17 protein-coding genes are annotated in these 17,183 nt (G+C 70.6%); 13 read left to right on the forward strand and 4 right to left on the reverse strand.

All coding sequences use genetic code 11. The features are described from left to right. Positions 1 to 27: 27 nt before the first annotated feature. From AB0I69_RS17890 to AB0I69_RS17915, 6 genes are all read left to right on the forward strand, one after another. Positions 28 to 1,470, forward strand: a complete 1,443-nt coding sequence (locus AB0I69_RS17890) for a GuaB1 family IMP dehydrogenase-related protein (protein WP_363096661.1) — start codon at positions 28 to 30, stop codon at positions 1,468 to 1,470. Between the two features lie 88 nt (positions 1,471 to 1,558). After that, entirely contained in the window at positions 1,559 to 2,083 is a 525-nt protein-coding gene (locus tag AB0I69_RS17895) for a GNAT family N-acetyltransferase (RefSeq protein ID WP_363096570.1), read from the forward strand. Between the two features lie 15 nt (positions 2,084 to 2,098). Beyond that, the gene (locus tag AB0I69_RS17900; RefSeq protein WP_363096571.1) at positions 2,099 to 2,494 is read left to right on the forward strand and encodes a hypothetical protein; all 396 of its coding nucleotides are present in this window, start codon (positions 2,099 to 2,101) and stop codon (positions 2,492 to 2,494) included. 224 nt (positions 2,495 to 2,718) lie between these two features. After that, positions 2,719 to 4,194 (forward strand): amino acid permease, encoded by a 1,476-nt coding sequence (locus tag AB0I69_RS17905; protein WP_363096572.1) that lies wholly within the window; start codon positions 2,719 to 2,721, stop codon positions 4,192 to 4,194. 10 nt (positions 4,195 to 4,204) lie between these two features. Then, positions 4,205 to 4,657, forward strand: a complete 453-nt coding sequence (locus tag AB0I69_RS17910; RefSeq protein WP_019059706.1) for an Lrp/AsnC family transcriptional regulator — start codon at positions 4,205 to 4,207, stop codon at positions 4,655 to 4,657. A gap of 48 nt (positions 4,658 to 4,705) precedes the next feature. Beyond that, on the forward strand, positions 4,706 to 5,134 hold the full coding sequence (locus AB0I69_RS17915) for a VOC family protein (protein WP_363096573.1): 429 nt from the start codon (positions 4,706 to 4,708) through the stop codon (positions 5,132 to 5,134). Between the two features lie 19 nt (positions 5,135 to 5,153). On the opposite strand, the gene AB0I69_RS17920 is transcribed toward AB0I69_RS17915, so the two are convergent. Next, positions 5,154 to 5,894, reverse strand: a complete 741-nt coding sequence (locus AB0I69_RS17920) for a GntR family transcriptional regulator (protein ID WP_363096574.1) — start codon at positions 5,892 to 5,894, stop codon at positions 5,154 to 5,156. Between the two features lie 212 nt (positions 5,895 to 6,106). Between AB0I69_RS17920 and AB0I69_RS17925 the strand changes: the two genes are divergently transcribed. From AB0I69_RS17925 to AB0I69_RS17945, 5 genes are read left to right on the forward strand one after another with little or no spacing between them, the layout of a single operon-like run. After that, positions 6,107 to 7,264 carry an extracellular solute-binding protein gene (locus tag AB0I69_RS17925; protein ID WP_363096575.1) on the forward strand — a complete coding sequence of 386 codons (1,158 nt, stop codon included), beginning with the start codon at positions 6,107 to 6,109 and terminating at the stop codon, positions 7,262 to 7,264. Beyond that, complete coding sequence (locus AB0I69_RS17930; RefSeq protein ID WP_363096576.1) at positions 7,261 to 8,160, forward strand: ABC transporter permease subunit; 900 nt, start codon at positions 7,261 to 7,263, stop codon at positions 8,158 to 8,160. The genes AB0I69_RS17925 and AB0I69_RS17930 overlap by 4 nt, the downstream gene beginning before the upstream one ends. Continuing rightward, on the forward strand, positions 8,145 to 8,963 hold the full coding sequence (locus AB0I69_RS17935; RefSeq protein ID WP_363096577.1) for an ABC transporter permease subunit: 819 nt from the start codon (positions 8,145 to 8,147) through the stop codon (positions 8,961 to 8,963). Before AB0I69_RS17930 ends, AB0I69_RS17935 begins: the two co-directional genes overlap by 16 nt. Before the next feature lie 3 nt (positions 8,964 to 8,966). After that, the gene (locus AB0I69_RS17940; protein ID WP_363096578.1) at positions 8,967 to 10,046 is read left to right on the forward strand and encodes an ABC transporter ATP-binding protein; all 1,080 of its coding nucleotides are present in this window, start codon (positions 8,967 to 8,969) and stop codon (positions 10,044 to 10,046) included. Positions 10,047 to 10,086: 40 nt separating this feature from the next. Continuing rightward, entirely contained in the window at positions 10,087 to 11,562 is a 1,476-nt protein-coding gene (locus AB0I69_RS17945) for an HAD-IA family hydrolase (RefSeq protein WP_363096579.1), read from the forward strand. Between the two features lie 107 nt (positions 11,563 to 11,669). On the opposite strand, the gene AB0I69_RS17950 is transcribed toward AB0I69_RS17945, so the two are convergent. Next, the gene (locus AB0I69_RS17950) at positions 11,670 to 12,566 is read right to left on the reverse strand and encodes a DUF1963 domain-containing protein (RefSeq protein WP_363096580.1); all 897 of its coding nucleotides are present in this window, start codon (positions 12,564 to 12,566) and stop codon (positions 11,670 to 11,672) included. Positions 12,567 to 12,789: 223 nt separating this feature from the next. Here AB0I69_RS17950 and AB0I69_RS17955 point away from each other — a divergent pair, with 223 nt between their 5' ends. Together AB0I69_RS17955 and AB0I69_RS17960 are read left to right on the forward strand one after the other, a co-directional pair. Then, on the forward strand, positions 12,790 to 13,578 hold the full coding sequence (locus AB0I69_RS17955) for a carbon-nitrogen hydrolase family protein (protein ID WP_363096581.1): 789 nt from the start codon (positions 12,790 to 12,792) through the stop codon (positions 13,576 to 13,578). A 50-nt stretch (positions 13,579 to 13,628) separates the two neighbouring features. Next, positions 13,629 to 15,326 (forward strand): NAD(P)/FAD-dependent oxidoreductase, encoded by a 1,698-nt coding sequence (locus AB0I69_RS17960; protein WP_363096582.1) that lies wholly within the window; start codon positions 13,629 to 13,631, stop codon positions 15,324 to 15,326. 7 nt (positions 15,327 to 15,333) lie between these two features. Here AB0I69_RS17960 and AB0I69_RS17965 read toward each other — a convergent pair whose 3' ends face one another. Continuing rightward, on the reverse strand, positions 15,334 to 16,263 hold the full coding sequence (locus tag AB0I69_RS17965) for an LLM class F420-dependent oxidoreductase (RefSeq protein ID WP_363096583.1): 930 nt from the start codon (positions 16,261 to 16,263) through the stop codon (positions 15,334 to 15,336). A gap of 95 nt (positions 16,264 to 16,358) precedes the next feature. Then, positions 16,359 to 17,045, reverse strand: a complete 687-nt coding sequence (locus tag AB0I69_RS17970) for a DUF5995 family protein (protein WP_363096584.1) — start codon at positions 17,043 to 17,045, stop codon at positions 16,359 to 16,361. Positions 17,046 to 17,183: the final 138 nt, after the last annotated feature.

A 17,183-nucleotide genomic window follows, 5' to 3' on the forward strand; every position in this document is an offset into this window, starting at 1 on the left:
CCTCTGATCGACTGGGATGTGCAGCACGTGCGTTTCCTCAACGACATCCAGCCCCCGTACGACCTGACGTACGACGACGTCTTCATGGTCCCGCGCCGCAGCGCGGTCGGCTCGCGTCAGGGGGTGGACCTCAGCTCCCCGGACGGCACGGGTACCACCATCCCGCTGGTCGTCGCCAACATGACCGCCATCGCCGGCCGGCGCATGGCCGAGACCGTGGCCCGGCGCGGTGGCCTGGTGGTCATCCCGCAGGACATCCCGATCGAGGTCGTCACCGAGGTCGTCTCCTGGGTGAAGAGCCGCCATCTCGTCCTGGACACCCCGATCCGGCTGGCCCCGCACCAGACCGTCGCCGACGCGCTGGCCCTGCTGCCCAAGCGCGCGCACAACGCCGGTGTCGTCGTGGACGAGGACCAGCGACCCGTCGGTGTCGTCACCGACGCCGACCTGACCGGTGTGGACCGCTTCACGCAGCTCGCCGAGGTCATGTCCCGGGACCTGCTGCTGCTCGACGCGGACATCGACCCGCGCGAGGCGTTCAACAAGCTGGACGGCGCCAACCGCCGCTACGCGCCCGCCGTGGACAAGGACGGCAAGCTCGCCGGCATCCTCACCCGCAAGGGCGCCCTGCGCGCCACGCTGTACTCGCCGGCCGTCGACGGGCAGGGCAGGCTGCGTATCGCCGCCGCCGTCGGCATCAACGGCGATGTCGCCGGCAAGGCCAAGCAGCTCCTCGACGCGGGCGTCGACACGCTCGTCATCGACACCGCGCACGGTCACCAGGAGTCGATGATCAGCGCGATCAGGACCGTCCGCGCCCTCGACCCGCACGTCCCGATCGCGGCCGGCAACATCGTCGCCGCGGACGGCGTCAAGGACCTCATCGACGCGGGCGCCGACATCATCAAGGTCGGGGTCGGCCCCGGCGCGATGTGCACCACCCGCATGATGACCGGCGTCGGCAGGCCGCAGTTCTCGGCTGTCAAGGAGTGCGCCGCCGAGGCGAAGAAGTACGGCAAGCACGTGTGGGCCGACGGCGGTGTCCGCCACCCCCGCGATGTCGCCATGGCCCTCGCCGCCGGTGCGTCGAACGTGATGATCGGCTCGTGGTTCGCGGGCACGTACGAGTCCCCGGGCGACCTCCAGCAGGACGCCAACGGCCGCCTCTACAAGGAGTCGTTCGGCATGGCGTCCGCGCGCGCGGTCCGCAACCGTACGTCGGACGAGTCGGCCTACGACCGCGCCCGCAAGGCGCTGTTCGAGGAGGGCATCTCCACCTCCCGCATGTTCCTCGACCCGGCCCGCCCGGGTGTCGAGGACCTGATCGACTCGATCATCGCGGGCGTCCGCTCGTCCTGCACCTACGCCGGCGCCAACTCTCTGGAGGAGTTCGCCGAGCGCGCGATCGTCGGCATCCAGAGCGCCGCCGGCTACGCCGAGGGCAAGCCCCTGCACGCCAGCTGGAGCTGACCCAACTCGCTTTGCCACGGCCCCTGTTGTCCCGGCGCCCGGGATATTCGGGGGCCGTCGGCGTGCTCCGGCGGCTACCGTCGGGTGCATGGAGATCGCTGTGTGCGGGGCCGACGACGTGGCGCTGCTCGACGAGTTCATCGGCTCGCCGGGGGCCGTCTCCTCCCACGCCAGGCGGTTCGCGCGGCAGGGGACAGGCGGGGGCGTCTATCTCGTCGCCTGGCTGGACGGCCGGCCCGTCGGGCACGCGGAGGTGATCTGGGACGGCTGTGCGGCCCCGGAGGTGCGGGCCGCCCTGCCCGGTTGCCCGGAGCTCAACGGTCTCGCCGTGTGGCCCCCGGAACTGCGCTCGCGCGGCATCGGCGGCGCGCTGATCCGGCGTGCCGAGAAAGTGGCCCGGGAGCACGGCCCTACCGTCCTCGGCCTGGGCGTCGCGGCCGACAACCCGAGGGCCGCCGCCCTCTACGCGCGGCTCGGCTACCGGCGCCTGACGGACTACGTGGACCGCTGGTCGTACGAGGACCGCGACGGGGTGATCCGGGAGTGCGTCGACCCCTGCGCCTTCCTCGTCAAAGAACTTCCGTCAGGCTCCCTTGACGTCAAGCGGCCTTGACGTAACGCTGAAGTCATGACCACACCCCAGAGCATCGAACCCGAGCACACCCTCCTCACCGCGGTCGCCCGCCTCGACGACCTCCGCACCCGCGAGTCCCTCGCCGGCTTCGGCAGCGACGCCGAGGCCCTCGACAAGGCCGAGACGCTGGAGCTGCTCGCCCTGAGCGAGGTCGTCGCCCGCAAGGCCGCCTACGGTCGTCAGCTCACCGTCCGCGCGGCCCGGGAGGCCGGTGCCTCCTGGACGCAGATCGGGGCCGCGCTCGGCATGAGCAAGCAGGCCGCGTGGGAGGCGCACACCCGCTGGATCGACGCACAGGCGGAGGTGTTCGGGCAGCCAGGGCGGATCGGGTTCGACGAAGAGGACCTGGCCGCGGCACGGGCCCTCGCGGGGGAGCCGGACGAGAGCTGAACAGGGCGCCACACCAGGGCGCCGCGCAACGAATGCGCACCCGAGTCCGAGGAACGCAACGATCTTGCGGAGACGCGCAAGGTTGCCGCATTACGACCAGGACACCCTGGCTCATAGGGTCGAGCGCTGTACCCAGCGCGGCAGGACCCCCGCTCGGCGGATCCAGGGCCTGCCCTGCGCCGCCGGTCCCTGCCGCCATGCCCGGCAGCGACAAGGAGCCCCGCGTGCTCGACCAAGGCGCACCCCCGCATCACCGCAGTCAGACCGCCGAGCCGTCCCCGGGGCTCGGTGCGCGTCTGATGCGCCGCAAGCCCGTGGAACTCCTGGTCGCCGAGGGCGGCCAGGGCGAGGGCGGCTCGCTCCGCCGCTCGCTCGGGCTCTGGCAGCTGACGATGATCAGCATCGGCGCCACCCTCGGCACCGGCATCTTCGTCGTCCTCGGCGAAGCCGTCCCCAAGGCCGGTCCCGCCGTCACCCTCTCCTTCGTGATCGCCGGCCTCACCGCCCTCTTCTCGGCCCTCTCCTACGCCGAACTCGCTGGCACCATCCCGGTCGCCGGCTCCTCGTACTCGTACGCCTACGCCACGCTGGGCGAGCTGATCGCCTGGATCTGCGGCTGGTGCCTGGTCCTGGAGTACGGCGTGTCGGTCGCCGCCGTCGCCGTCGGCTGGGGCGAGTACCTCAACGAACTGCTCGACGGCACCATCGGCGTCACCATCCCGGACGCCCTGTCCGCCCCGCCCGGCGACGGCGGCATCTTCAACCTCCCGGCGCTGATCGTCGTCCTCCTCGCGATGGCCTTCCTGCTCGGCGGCGCCAAGGAGTCAGCCCGCGCCAACACCGTCATGGTGTGCGTGAAGATCGCCGCGCTGGTGCTGTTCTGCGCGATCGGTATCCAGGGCTTCAAGTCCGGCAACTACGACCACTTCATGCCGCTGGGCATGGCGGGCGTCAGCGCGGCCGGAGCGACCCTCTTCTTCTCCTACATCGGCTTCGACGCCGCCTCCACGGCCGGCGAGGAGGCGAAGAACGCCCAGCGCGACCTGCCCCGCGCGATCATGCTGTCCCTCGTCATCGTCACCGCGCTCTACGTCCTCGTCGCGGCCGTCGCCGTCGGCGCGAAGCCCTGGCGCCGCTTCAACGACTCCGAGGCCGCCCTCGCCCAGATCATGCGCGACGTCACCGGCCAGTCCTTCTGGGGCACCCTCCTCGCCGCCTGCGCGGTCATCGCCATCGCGAGCGTCGTCCTGACCGTGCTCTACGGCCAGACCCGCATCCTCTTCGCGATGTCCCGGGACGGACTCGTGCCCAAGGTGTTCGGGAAGGTCCACCCGAAGACCGGGGCGCCCCGCGCCAACACGGTCATCGTGTCCCTGTTCTGCGGGGTCCTCGCGGCGGCCATCCCGCTGGGCCAGCTCGCGGACGCGACCAGCATCGGCACGCTCTTCGCCTTCGCGCTGGTCAACATCGCCGTCGTGGTGCTGCGCCGGACCCGCCCCGACATGTCCCGCACCTTCCGCGTACCGCTGTCGCCGGTCCTGCCCGCCGTGGGCTTCGGGCTGTGCGTGTGGATGATGGGCAGCCTCTCGGCCGTCACCTGGGTGGTCTTCGGAGTCTGGATGGCCGTCGGGCTCGTGTTCTACTTCGTATACGGCCACCGCCGCTCCCGACTGGCACCACCCGCACCATCCGAGAAGTGATCGATCCACCGTGCTGAACGAACTCGACGAACGCATCGTGCACGCCCTCGCCGAGGACGCCCGCCGCTCCTTCGCGGACATCGGGCAACTCGTCGGCCTGTCCGCGCCCGCCGTCAAGCGGCGCGTGGACCGGTTGCGGGCCACCGGCGCCATCACCGGCTTCACCGTACGGGTGGACCCGTCGGCGCTCGGCTGGGAGACCGAGGGGTTCGTCGAGATCTACTGCCGGCACAACACCTCCCCGGACACCATCCGACGCGGCCTGGAGCGCTACCAGGAGGTCGTGGCCGCGTCGACGGTCACGGGTGACGCGGACGCGGTCGTCCAGGTCTTCGCCGCCGACATGCGGCACTTCGAGCGGGTGCTGGAGCGGATCGCGGGGGAGCCGTTCGTGGAGCGGACCAAGTCCGTGCTGGTGCTGTCGCCGCTGCTGCGCCGCTTCTCGTCGGGCTCGCCCACGTAGCCAGGCGTTCAGGGGCGACTGTCAGTGGGGCGTCGTACGGTCGGGGGCATGGCAGCACGAATCGACCTCACCCTCGACTGCGACGACGCCCCGCTCCTCGCCGCGTTCTGGAAGACGGCCCTCGGCTACGTCGACGAGCCGCCGCCCGCGCCCTTCGCCACGCGCGCCGAGTGGATCGCCCACTACGAACCGGAGGACGACGGAGCCGAGGACGACGGCGCCTGGCTCTGCGACCCCGACGGCGTGGGCCCGCGTCTGTCCATCCTCAAGGTCCCCGAGCCCAAGTCCGCCAAGAACCGGCTGCACTTGGACATCCGCGTGCCGGTGCGGGGCGGCCCGGAGGAGCGGTGGGCGGCGATCAGAGCCGAGGCCACGCGGCTGGCGGACGCGGGCGGCCGGGTGCTCTCGGAGTTCGACGGGCACCATGTGGTGATGGCCGATCCGGAGGGCAACGAGTTCTGCGTGGCGGCCGGTTGAGCGCCCGAACCCCCTGGGCTCACTCCGCCGTCTTGCGTGCCAGCGCGTTGTTCCCTATCGAGTTGTGCACGCTGAAGCTCACCGCGTCCGAGCGATAGCGGTCGTCCGACCACTCAACTGGCCGTCCCTCGCGGGTCGTTGTGACCCGGCGGACCCGCAGCAGCGGGCTCGTGCGGCGGATGCCCAGCAGCTCCGCGTCCTGCGCGCCCGCCGCCACCGCGTCGATGACGTGCTCGCCGTAGGCGAAGACCAACCCCGTGTCGTCGTACAGGCGTTGGGTCACCGACGGGCACTCCGGCTCGATCGCCTCGACGGCGGGGGAGATCCAGTCGGCGTACACCGTCCGCTCCAGGAGGACCGGCTCACCGTCCAGGCCGCGCACCCGCAGGACGTGCAACACCGGGGTCCCCGCGGTGAGTTGGAGGCGTACGGCGTCCTCGGCCGTGGCCGGGCGGTACTCCTGCGTGACCACGTGCCCGGTCGCCTCGCGCTCCATCGCGCGGGCCCACTCGGCGAAGCTGCGCAGTTCGGCGAAGCTCTGGCTGCGACGGCTGGCCAGCACCACTCGGCGGGCGCCCTGGCGGGAGCCGATCAGCCCCTCGGCGGTGAGGGCCGCGACGGCCTGGCGGACCGTGCCGCGCGAGACGCCGTACTGCGCGGCGAGGTCCGTCTCCGCGGGCAGCAGGCTGCCGACTGTGTACTCGTCGTGGTCGATGGCCCTGCGCAGCTCGTCGGCGATCTCCTCGTGTCGCGCCGTCATGCTTCCCCTCCGAATTGGCCACTGTGCACAGCGTGAGCAGCGTAGTCGAGTTCCCTTGGTGATCCGTGTCAGTCAGGAGTGTGCAGGGAATAAGGGGTCACGGTTTCGCCAATGTTTACGAACAAGACACCATCGGCGGGCGTACTGAGGCCAACTTGTTCAGACAAGTTCTCCGCTCTGCTCAAACCGTCGTGCGCACCCCTGGAGAGACCGTGACCGTGTCCCCGCCGAGAAACGCCGTCCTGGGTGGATCCCTCGCCGTCGTCGCCGCACTCGCCCTCAGCGCCTGCGGCGCCGCTCCCACCAACTCGTCGACCACCGCCGACGGCAAGAACGCCGCCACCGCCACCTCCGTCGCCGACTTCGGCGGCATGGCCGCCCTGGTGAAGGCGGCCAAGAAGGAGGGCACGCTGCACGCCATCGCGCTGCCCCGCGACTGGGCCAACTACGGTGCCCTCATCGACGGCTTCACCAAGAAGTACGGCATCAAGATCACGGACGAGAACCCGGACGGCTCCAGCCAGGACGAGATCAACGCCGTGACCTCCCGCAAGGGCCAGGACCGGGCGCCCGACGTCCTCGACCTCGGTTCCTCCTTCGCGCTCAGCGCCGCACAGCAGGGGCTGCTCGCGCCGTACAAGGTCGCCTCCTTCGACCAGATCCCCGAGGGCCAGAAGGACCCGAAGGGGCAGTGGTTCAACGACTACGGCGGCTACATCTCCATCGGCTGCGACGCCAAGCGCGTGAAGACCTGTCCGAGCACCTTCGCGGACCTGCTGAAGCCGCAGTACAAGGGCCAGGTCGCGCTCAACGGCAACCCCACCAAGTCGGGTTCGGCCTTCGGTGGCGTGTACGCGGCGGCGCTCGCCAACAAGGGTTCCTTCGACGATATCCAGCCGGGTCTCGACTTCTTCAACAAGCTGAAGAAGAACGGCAACTACACGCCCGTCGAGTCCACCCCGGCCACCGTCGAGAAGGGCGAGACGCCCATCTCCATCGACTGGGACTACCTCAACGCCGGTTACGCCGACGAGTTCAAGTCCAAGGGCGTCGACTGGAAGGTCTCCATCCCGAGCGACGGCCAGTACGCGCAGTACTACTCGCAGGCCATCAACAAGGACGCCCCGCACCCGGCGGCGGCTCGCCTGTGGCAGGAGTACCTGTACAGCGCCGAGGGCCAGAACCTGTGGCTCAAGGGGTACGCGCGTCCGGCGCTGATGACCTCCATGGAGTCGGCCGGCACGCTCGACAAGACCGCCGCCGCCAAGCTCCCGAAGGTCTCCGGCACGCCGGCCTTCCCGACCGAGGCCCAGCAGAGCAAGGCCAAGACGGTCATCGCGCAGGGCTGGGCGAAGGCCGTCTCCGGATGACGGCCACGCTCACGCGGGCCGACGTGGTTGCCGCCGCTTCTGTGAAGCGGCGGCGCCGCGTCCCCAGTTGGATCGCCGTGGTCCCGCTGCTCGCCTTCGTCGCGGTCGCCTTCGGGGTGCCCGCCATCGCGATGCTGAACGGCGCCTTCACCGTCAAGAACCAGACGACGGGCGCCACTTCGTACAGCACCGCCAACCTCACCGAATCACTCAAGGGCGCCTACCTCACCGCGCTGATCGGCAGCGTCAAGCTGTCCGCCCTCGCGGGCGCCCTCGGCACCCTGCTCGGGCTGCCGCTCGCGCAGGTCGTCGTCACCTCCCGCTTCCGCGCGCTGCGTGAGGCCGTGCTCACCGCGTCCGGGGTCCTCGCCAACTTCGGCGGTGTCCCGCTGGCCTTCGCGTTCGTCGCGACGCTCGGCAACGCCGGTGTGCTGACGACCCACCTGGGCCTGAAGGACAAGGGCTGGGACCTGTACAGCTTCTGGGGCCTGGTCCTCGTCTACCTGTACTTCCTCATCCCGCTGATGGTCCTCACCATCACCCCGGCCCTGGAGGGCCTGCGCACCCAGTGGCGCGAGGCCGCGCAGAACAACGGCGCCACCGGCGTGCAGTACTGGCGGCACGTCGCCCTGCCCGTGCTGCTGCCCTCGCTGCTCGGCGGGTTCGTCCTCCTCTTCGGCAGCGCGTTCGCCGCGTACGCCACCGCCGCGGCCATGGTGGGCAGTTCGATCCCGCTGGTCACCCTGCAGATCGCCGACGCCATCTCCGGCAACGTGCTGGTCGGCCAGGAGAACGTGGCCCTCGCCCTCAGCCTCGACATGGTCCTGGTCGCGGGCCTGGTCATGGCCGTGTACCTGCCCCTGCAACGACGGAGCGCGCGATGGCTGGACGCCTGAACCTCTGGCGGTGGGTCGTCCTCGGCCTCGCCGCCCTGTACTTCCTGGTGCCCCTTGCCGCGTCCGTGATCTTCACGGTCGACGTGCCGGGAGAGGGCGTCACCTTCGACGCCTACACCCAGATCGTCTCCGCCGACGGCTTCACCTCCAGCCTGGTGCTCTCGCTGGAACTCGCCGCCGCCACCATCGCCGTAGTCCTGCTCCTGATGGTGCCCGCCATGGTCGCGCTACGGCTCGGCGCGCCCCGCCTGCGCCCGGTCGTCGAGGTGATCTGCTCGCTGCCGCTGGTGGTGCCGCCGATCGCGTTCGTCGCCGGTATCGCCACCGTCCTCAAGTGGGGCCCCGACTACCTGTCCCGCACTCCGCTGTTCGAGACCTTCGTCGCCATCCAGAACCCGAGCTTCCCCTTCATCCTCGTCCTGGCCTACGTCGTGATGGCGCTGCCGTTCGTGTACCGGGCGCTGGACTCCGGGCTGCGGGCCATCGACGTGAAGACCCTCGTCGAGGCCGCCCGCAGCTGCGGGGCGAACTGGCCGCAGGCGCTGGTGCGGACCGTACTGCCCAATCTGCGCGGGGCGTTGCTCAACGCGTCCTTCCTCACGCTGGCGCTGGTGCTCGGCGAGTTCACCGTGGCCCAACTCCTGGGCTTCCAGCCCTTCGCCGTGTGGATCTACAGCGTCGGCGGGTCCAACGCCCAGCTCTCCGTCGCCGTCTCCGTGCTCAGCCTGGTCGTCACCTGGGCACTCCTCCTCACGCTCGCCGGTGTCGGCGGGCGCGACAAAACCGCTTCGTCCCGGGGATGAACCATGACCGCCACCACGCTTGAGAAAACCGCCACGGAGAACGCCGCCACCGTCGAATTCCGCGGTCTGCGCCGGGAGTTCGGCCCCACGGTCGCCCTCGACGGACTCGACCTGACCGTCCAGCCCGGCGAGTTCCTGGCCCTGCTCGGCCCCTCCGGCTGCGGCAAGACCACCGCCCTGCGCATGCTCGCCGGCTTCGAACACCCCACCTCCGGCGAGGTGTTGGTCGACGGCCAGGACGTCACCGACGTGCCCGCGCATCGCCGCGACGCCGGGATGGTCTTCCAGTCGTACAGCCTCTTCCCGCATCTCAACGCCCTCGACAACGTCGCCTTCGGCCTGCGCATGCGCAAGGTGAACAAGGCCGAACGGCGGTTCCGCGCCAACGAGTTGCTCCACCTTGTCGGGCTCGGCGACAAGGGCGAGAGCTTCCCGCACCAGCTCTCCGGCGGCCAGCAGCAGCGCATCGCCCTGGCCCGCGCGCTCGCCCTCCAGCCGCGCGTCCTGCTCCTCGACGAACCGCTCTCGGCGCTCGACGCCAAGGTACGGCTGTCCCTGCGCGAGGAGATCCGCCGCCTCCAGCAGGAACTAGGCATCACCACCCTCTTCGTGACACACGATCAGGAAGAAGCGCTGTCCATAGCCGACCGGGTCGCCGTGATGCGCGCCGGAAAGCTCGAACAGTGCGCCGCACCGGCCGAGTTGTACGGCCGGCCCGCGACCGCCTTCGTCGCCGAGTTCGTCGGCACGATGAGCCGGCTCCCGGGGCACCTCACGGACGGCACCGTCGAGGTGCTCGGCCAGCGGCTGCCCGTCGACGGCGAGGCACCGGCAGGACCCGAAGTCGACGTCCTCGTACGGCCCGAGGCGATCCACGTGCACGCCGACGAGACCGGAGACGCGCGTGTCGTAGGCACCGCCTTCCTCGGCGCGGTCGTCCGCGTCCATGTTCTGCTCGGCGACGGTACCGAGGTCAAGGCCGACCTGCCCACGCACGAGGCCACCACGCTGGGCGCCGGAGTCGCCGTGAAGGTGTCGCTGCCGGAACGGCCGGTACTCGTGGCAGAACGCATCAACCCGTAGGGCCATAGTGCCCGCAGTGTCCGTAGTGAAAGAGAGAAACGTGACCCCCCACACCCAACTCCCGCTCCAGGCCGTCCTGTTCGACATGGACGGAACGCTCGTCGACACCGAGCGGCTGTGGTGGGAGGCGGTGGAGCAGGTCGCGGGCAGGACCCTGACGGACGCGGACCAGCCGGAGGTGCTCGGCCGCCCGGTCGAGCACACCGCCGACTGGCTCGCCACGACCACGGGCGCCCCGGCGGCGGACCTCGCGGCCGAACTGCACCGGGAGTTCGCCACCCGCGTCCGCACCGGCATCGTGCCCCGCCCCGGCGCGCTCGACCTGCTCGACGCCCTCGCCCGCGACGGCGTCCCCACGGCGCTCGTCACCGCGTCCCCCCGCGCGGTCGCCGACACCGTCCTCGACGCCCTCGGCGCGAGCCGCTTCGCGGTCTCCGTCACCGCCGACGACACCGGGCCCACCAAGCCCGCCCCCGACCCCTACCTCGCCGCCTGCCGCGCCCTCGGCGTCGACCCGGCGGCCTGCGTGGCCGTGGAGGACACCCAGACCGGCGTCAGCTCCGCCGAGGCGGCCGGCTGCGCGGTCCTCGCCGTACCGTCGCTGGCCCCGATCGACGCGGCACCCGGCCGGACGGTACGGGCGAGCCTCGTCGGCGTCACTCCGGCCGACCTGCGCGCGATGGTGACGCACGAAACGCCGTACGAGCTACGCGTGTTGACCTGGAACCTCTGGCTCGGCGGCAGCAAGGTCGACGACCACCGGGCCAAGCAGCTCAAGGCCATCACGGAGACCGGCGCGGACGTGGTCGGCCTCCAGGAGACGGGCGGCACCGCCGCCGAGGAACTGGCCGAGGCGCTCGGCTGGCACCACCACCGCGCTGGCGAGAACCTCGGCGTCATCAGCCGCCACCCGATCACCGCCCGCTTCGGCGACCCGGCCGTCGGCTTCTATGGCGCCGCCGGGGTGCGCATCGCCGTAGGGGAGGGCCGTGAGATCGACCTGTGGACCTGCCACCTCGACTACACGCCCTACGGCCCCTACGAGTCCGCCTTCGACGGGCTCCCGGCCACCGAGCTGATCGCCCACGAGGAGGTACGGCTCGCCCAGATGCGGGATGCCCTCGGGCGGATCGGGGAGGTGGCTGATGACGCCGTCCCTGTGATCCTGGTCGGTGACTTCAACAGTCCTTCGCACCTGGACTGGCCGGATGTGGAGTGGCCGGTGACGAAGGCGGCGGCGGAGGCGGGTCTGTCCGACAGCTACCGGGAGGCCCACCCGGACCCGGCCGCCGAGCCCGGCCACACCTGGTCGCCGATCCACCCGGTGAACGAGGACGGCAGCGGGCGCGCCGAGCCGCAGGACCGTATCGACTACGTCCTGCACCGGGGGCTGAGCGTGCTCGACTCCCGGGTGTTCGTGGTCGGCACGCCCAGCGCCTGGCCGGACGTGTCGTCGAACTGCTGGCCTTCGGACCACGCGGCCGTCCTCACGGTGTTTGCCCTGCCCAGCCGTTAAGCGTTCCGCCGGAAGTCCGGTGCGTCGGCCGCGGGTCCGTTGTGGCTGGTCGCGCAGTTCCTCGCGCCCCTTCAGGGCGCTGCCGTCACCGGACCGCTCAAGCCCCGTCAGGGGTTCCAGAAGAACGACACGTGCGCACGGTCGAAGCGGTGCTCGGCCAGGTCCTGTCGCGGGATCACCCAGTGCAGGGTGGAGCCCTCTCGCCCGGTGAGACCGATGTCCCATTGGGCGAGCAGCGTCCACTGCTCGGGGGCGGGCAGCTCCGTGGCGTCGCCGAACCCGTGTGCCGCCTCGGCCCGGTGCCGTCGCGCCCGTTCCGCCTCCGCCGCCGCGTCCGTGACGGGGTCCGTCTCCGTGCACTCGTGGGAGGCGTACCCGCCGATGTGCAGCGGTCCGTCGACGACGATGTCGCCGTACGTCTCGTCCCACACCTCGGCCAGGTCCCAGGCGCGGGGATGGCCGGGGAGCGTGACGGTCTCCTGGCCGGGTTCCGGGGAGGGGGCCAGGAAGTGGTGCGGCACGGAGACATCGGGTGCCAGCCGCAGTTCCTCCTGCGGGAACTGCTCGTAGACGGCGAGCGTCGCGCCGTCGTAGGACGTGTCCCCTTCCTCGCCGTAGACGCAGGGGTACTTCGTGTTCCGCTCCTCCACGGGTGTCCCCTCGGGGATGTACACGACCTCACCGGCCGTACCGCCGTAGTACGTCATCTCGGGGAAGCCGAAGAGCAACAGGCGGCCGTCGGGCGGCAGTTGGAGGCCCGTCGTCTCCTCGGGCAGGGCCGCGCAGTCGAGGGTGGCGAGTAACGGGAACCAGGGGTCGGGGGCGTCGGCGGGCAGCAGCAGCGGTCCGCCGAACCTGCCGACGACCGGCCCGTCCCCACGCGTGACGAGGGTCGCGGACGGACGCGCGGTGGCGATCCACCGCTCAACGTCCTCGGGCGGTATCCCGCGCCCCAGTGCTTCCGCCCGGAACGGCGCGAGCCGGCTGATCAGGTCAGGATTCATGCGCGGAAACATACGCCCGGGGTCTGACAGCCGGTTCGACGCACCGGAACGGCCCGTACCTACCAGGCACGCAACGAATCGCCGCCTCACCCCTCCCGCACGCAACGAACCGCTCATCGGCGCGCAACGGCTCCTTCTTGTCCGGCCCAGCCCCTCAGCCGTACCGTCTAGGTGGGCCCCGATAGGTGGCTCTTCAACCTTTTCGTACCGGTGAGGAACACACATGCGCACCGCCCTCCTCCAGAGCTCCGGCCGCCCCGGCTCCGTCGTCGAGAACCTCAAGGTCCTCGACGAGGCCGCCGGCCGGGCCGCGGCCGGCGGTGCCGGGCTGCTCGCCGCGCCGGAGATGTTCCTCACCGGGTACGCGATCGGCGACGACATCGGCCGCCTCGCCGAGCCCGCCGACGGCGACTCCGCGGACGCCGTCGCCGAGATCGCCACCCGGCACGGGCTCGCCCTCGCGTACGGCTACCCGGAGCGCGACGGCGACGCCGTCCACAACTCGGCCCAGCTCATCTCCGCCGACGGCACCCGCCTCGCCAACTACCGCAAGACCCACCTCTTCGGCGACTTCGAGCGCGCCCACTTCACACCGGGCGAACAGCCGGTCGTCCAGGCCGAGTTGAACGGCCTGACCGTCGGCCTGATGATCTGCTACGACGTCGAGTTCCCGGAGCCCGTCCGCGCCCACGCCCTCGCCGGCACCGACCTGCTCCTCGTCCCGACGGCGAACATGCACCCGTTCCAGTTCGTCGCCGAGTCCCTGGTCCCGGTGCGCGCCTGGGAGAACCAGATGTACGTGGCGTACATCAACCGCATCGGCCAGGAAGGGGAGTTCGACTTCTTCGGCCTCTCCACGCTCGCCGGACCCGACGGAGTCGCCCGCACCCGCGCCGGCCGTGGCGAGGAACTCCTCCTCACGGACCTGGACCCCGAGTTCCTCGCCAACTCCCGTGCGGCGAACCCGTATCTGACGGACCGTCGCCCCGGCCTCTACGGGTCCCTCAGCTGAACCCCACTGACTTTTCTGATCTGTTCCGCCTTGCTAGGAGTCCGTACCCCATGACGTCCACGGTGCCCAACGCCGTCCAGCACGCCGACGCGCAGCAGCCGCCGATCACCATGTTCGGGCCGGACTTCCCTTACGCGTACGACGACTTCCTCGCCCACCCGGCGGGCCTCGGCCAGATACCCGCGACCGATCACGGCACCGAAGTCGCCGTGATCGGGGGCGGGTTGTCCGGCATCGTGGCCGCCTACGAACTGATGAAGATGGGCCTCAAGCCCGTCGTCTACGAGGCCGACCAGATCGGGGGCCGGTTGCGGACCGTCGGCTTCGACGGGTGCGACCCGTCCCTCACCGCCGAGATGGGCGCGATGCGCTTCCCGCCCTCCTCCACCGCCCTCCAGCACTACATCGACCTGGTGGGCCTTGAGACCCGGCCGTTCCCCAACCCCCTTGCCGAGGCGACCCCTTCGACCGTCGTCGACCTCAAGGGCGAGTCCCACTACGCCACCACAGTCGACGACCTCCCGCAGGTCTACCGCGACGTGATGCACGCCTGGAACGCCTGCCTCGAAGACGGCGCCGACTTCTCCGACATGAACCGCGCCATGCGCGAACGCGACGTCCCGCGCATCCGCGAGATCTGGTCGAAGCTCGTCGAGAAGCTCGACAACCAGACCTTCTACGGCTTCCTCTGCGACTCCGAGTCCTTCAAGTCCTTCCGGCACCGCGAGATCTTCGGCCAGGTCGGCTTCGGAACGGGCGGCTGGGACACCGACTTCCCCAACTCGATCCTCGAAATCCTGCGCGTCGTCTACACCGAGGCCGACGACCACCACCGCGGCATCGTCGGCGGCTCCCAGCAACTCCCGCTCCGCCTCTGGGACCGCGGGCCGGAGAAGATCGTCCACTGGCCCTACGGCACCTCGCTGGCGTCCCTGCACGTCAACGGCGAACCCCGGCCCGCCGTGACCCGACTGCACCGCACCGCCGGCAACCAGATCACCGTGACGGACGCGAACGGCGACATCCGCACCTACCAGGCGGCGATCTTCACCGCCCAGTCCTGGATGCTGCTCTCCAAGATCGCCTGCGACGACTCGCTCTTCCCGATCGACCACTGGACGGCGATCGAACGCACCCACTACATGGAGAGCTCCAAGCTCTTCGTCCCGGTCGACCGGCCCTTCTGGCTCGACAAGGACGAGGAGACCGGCCGGGACGTCATGTCGATGACGCTCACCGACCGTATGACGCGCGGGACTTACCTCCTCGACGACGGCCCGGACAAGCCGGCCGTCATCTGCCTCTCGTACACCTGGTGCGACGACAGCCTCAAGTGGCTGCCGCTGTCCGCGAACGAGCGGATGGAGGTCATGCTGAAATCGCTCGGCGAGATCTACCCGAAGGTCGACATCAGGAAGCACGTCATCGGCAACCCGGTGACCGTCTCCTGGGAGAACGAGCCCTACTTCATGGGCGCGTTCAAGGCCAACCTGCCCGGCCACTACCGCTACCAGCGGCGCCTGTTCACCCACTTCATGCAGGACCGGCTGCCCGCGGACAAGCGGGGCGTCTTCCTCGCCGGCGACGACATCTCCTGGACGGCCGGCTGGGCCGAGGGCGCCGTCCAGACCGCGCTGAACGCGGTCTGGGGCGTCATGCACCAACTCGGCGGCACGACCGACCCGACGAACCCCGGCCCGGGAGACGTCTACGACGCGATCGCGCCGGTCGAACTGCCCGAGGACTGACGGGACTTCAGACCCCGGCCGCCCGCGCCTTCTCGTACACCTCCGCGGCGACGGCCTTGAGTTCCTGGGCGTCCCGCGGAGTGGTCTGGAGGTCGATCAGGATCTCTTCCAGGCCGACCTCGGCGTGGGCCACCAGGTCCTCGACGATCTGGTCGGCGCTGCCCTGGAAGGGCTGGCGGTCCGGTCCGTCGTAGGGCTTGGCCGTGTACACGGTGTTGACCCGCACGACTGTCCGAATCGGTTCGGTGCGCCCGCGTTCTGCCGCCAGATCCTGCAACTCCTGCCACTGACCGGCCAGTTGCTCGGCACCCATGCCCACCGGCAGCCAGCCGTCGGCGTGGTCGACCAGCCGCCGCTGGGCCTTCTTGTTGGTCGCGGCCAGCATGATCGGTATCGGCCGGGCGGGTTTGGGGCCGACCACGGCAGAGGCTATCTTCGTCAGTTGCCCGTCGTACGTCACCGGGTCGGGGCCCCATACCGCCCGGCACACCTCGATCAGCTCGTCGAGCACCGTGCCGCGCTCCTCGAACGGCCGGATGCCGGAGGCCGCGTACTCGTCGAGCGACCAGCCGGTGCCCAGGCCCGCGATCACCCGGCCGCCGCTCGCCGCGTCCAACGAGGCCAGGGACTTGGCCAGTTGGAAGGGAGTGTGCAGCGGCGCCACCAGCACGCTGCTGCCCAGCCGCGCCCGCTCGGTGACCGCGGCGGCGAGCGTGAGGGTGACCAGGGGTTCGGCCACGTTCCGGTACACGTCCGGCCAGGGCAGACCCGGGACGCCGTACAGGCCCTGGGTGGCGGGCTCAGGGAAGAGGGCCCGCTCGAAGACCCACAGACTGTCGTAGCCGATCTGCTCGGCGGTGCGGGCCACGTCGGGAACGTCCGCGCCGATGCTGTACTGCCGCATCTGGGGAAGGCCGAGGCCGAGTCGAGTCGTCATACCGGTGCTCCTTCGCAGTCGGGTGCGAGCCGTCAACGCAGGGCGATCACCGGGACATTCCGAGGCGGCTCGCACGCCGATCGGATCAGGCCATCTCAGTCGGGCAGCGGCGTGAGCATCATGCGGCCCGCGAGCCCCACCGCCGCGTCCAGCCGCTCGGTGAACTCCTCGGCCACATCGGGCAGTCCACGCAGCGCCCACAGGGCCCGCGCCGCCGTCCAGGTGGCCTCCCGGGCGCGCTCCAGACTCCACGAGCCGAGCAGATGGGTGAGTGGGTCGGCGATCTGGAACAGGTCGGGACCCGGCATCAGCTCCTCGCGGATGCGCTCCTCCAGCGAGACGAGGAGGTCGCCCACACGGTCGAACTCGTCCTCCAGCTCGGCGGGTTCGCAGTCGAGCGTACGACAGGCGTCCACGACGGCGAGCGCGAGATCGTGGCCGATGTGCGCGTTGATGCCGGACAGGGCGAACTGCAGAGGTCTTACGCCGGGATGGCGGCGGAGCTGGAACAGCGGTCGCCAACAGGCGGGCGGGCGGCGCCCGTTCGCCGCCGTGTCCACGGCCGCCAGGTACCGCTCCGCGAACCGCACGTCCAGCGTGATCGCGGCCCGCGCGTCCGTGAACCGCCCGGCGTCGACGCTCCGGTCGACCGCTTCCGTGACGGCGAGGTAGACGCGGTTGAACACCGCGACCCCGTCCCGGGCGGGCAGTTCCTCGTCGAGCGCGCGCAGCCGGGAGACGACCTTGTCCACGGGTGTGGTGAAGTGTGCCAATTGCCCCATGGGGGCAGCGTCCCAGCCCTAGGCTGGCCGAGGTGCCGCCGGGCCCGACACTTCCCCAGAACGGGGGAACGGGTTCGGTGCGAGGGGGCAGCGTGTCGGGTTCGCGTGGCCGGCGGCGGAGGCGGACCGCCCGGCGGA

It is taken from the genome of Streptomyces sp. NPDC050508 (assembly GCF_040655155.1).
In the GTDB taxonomy this organism is placed as follows: Bacteria; Actinomycetota; Actinomycetes; order Streptomycetales; family Streptomycetaceae; genus Streptomyces.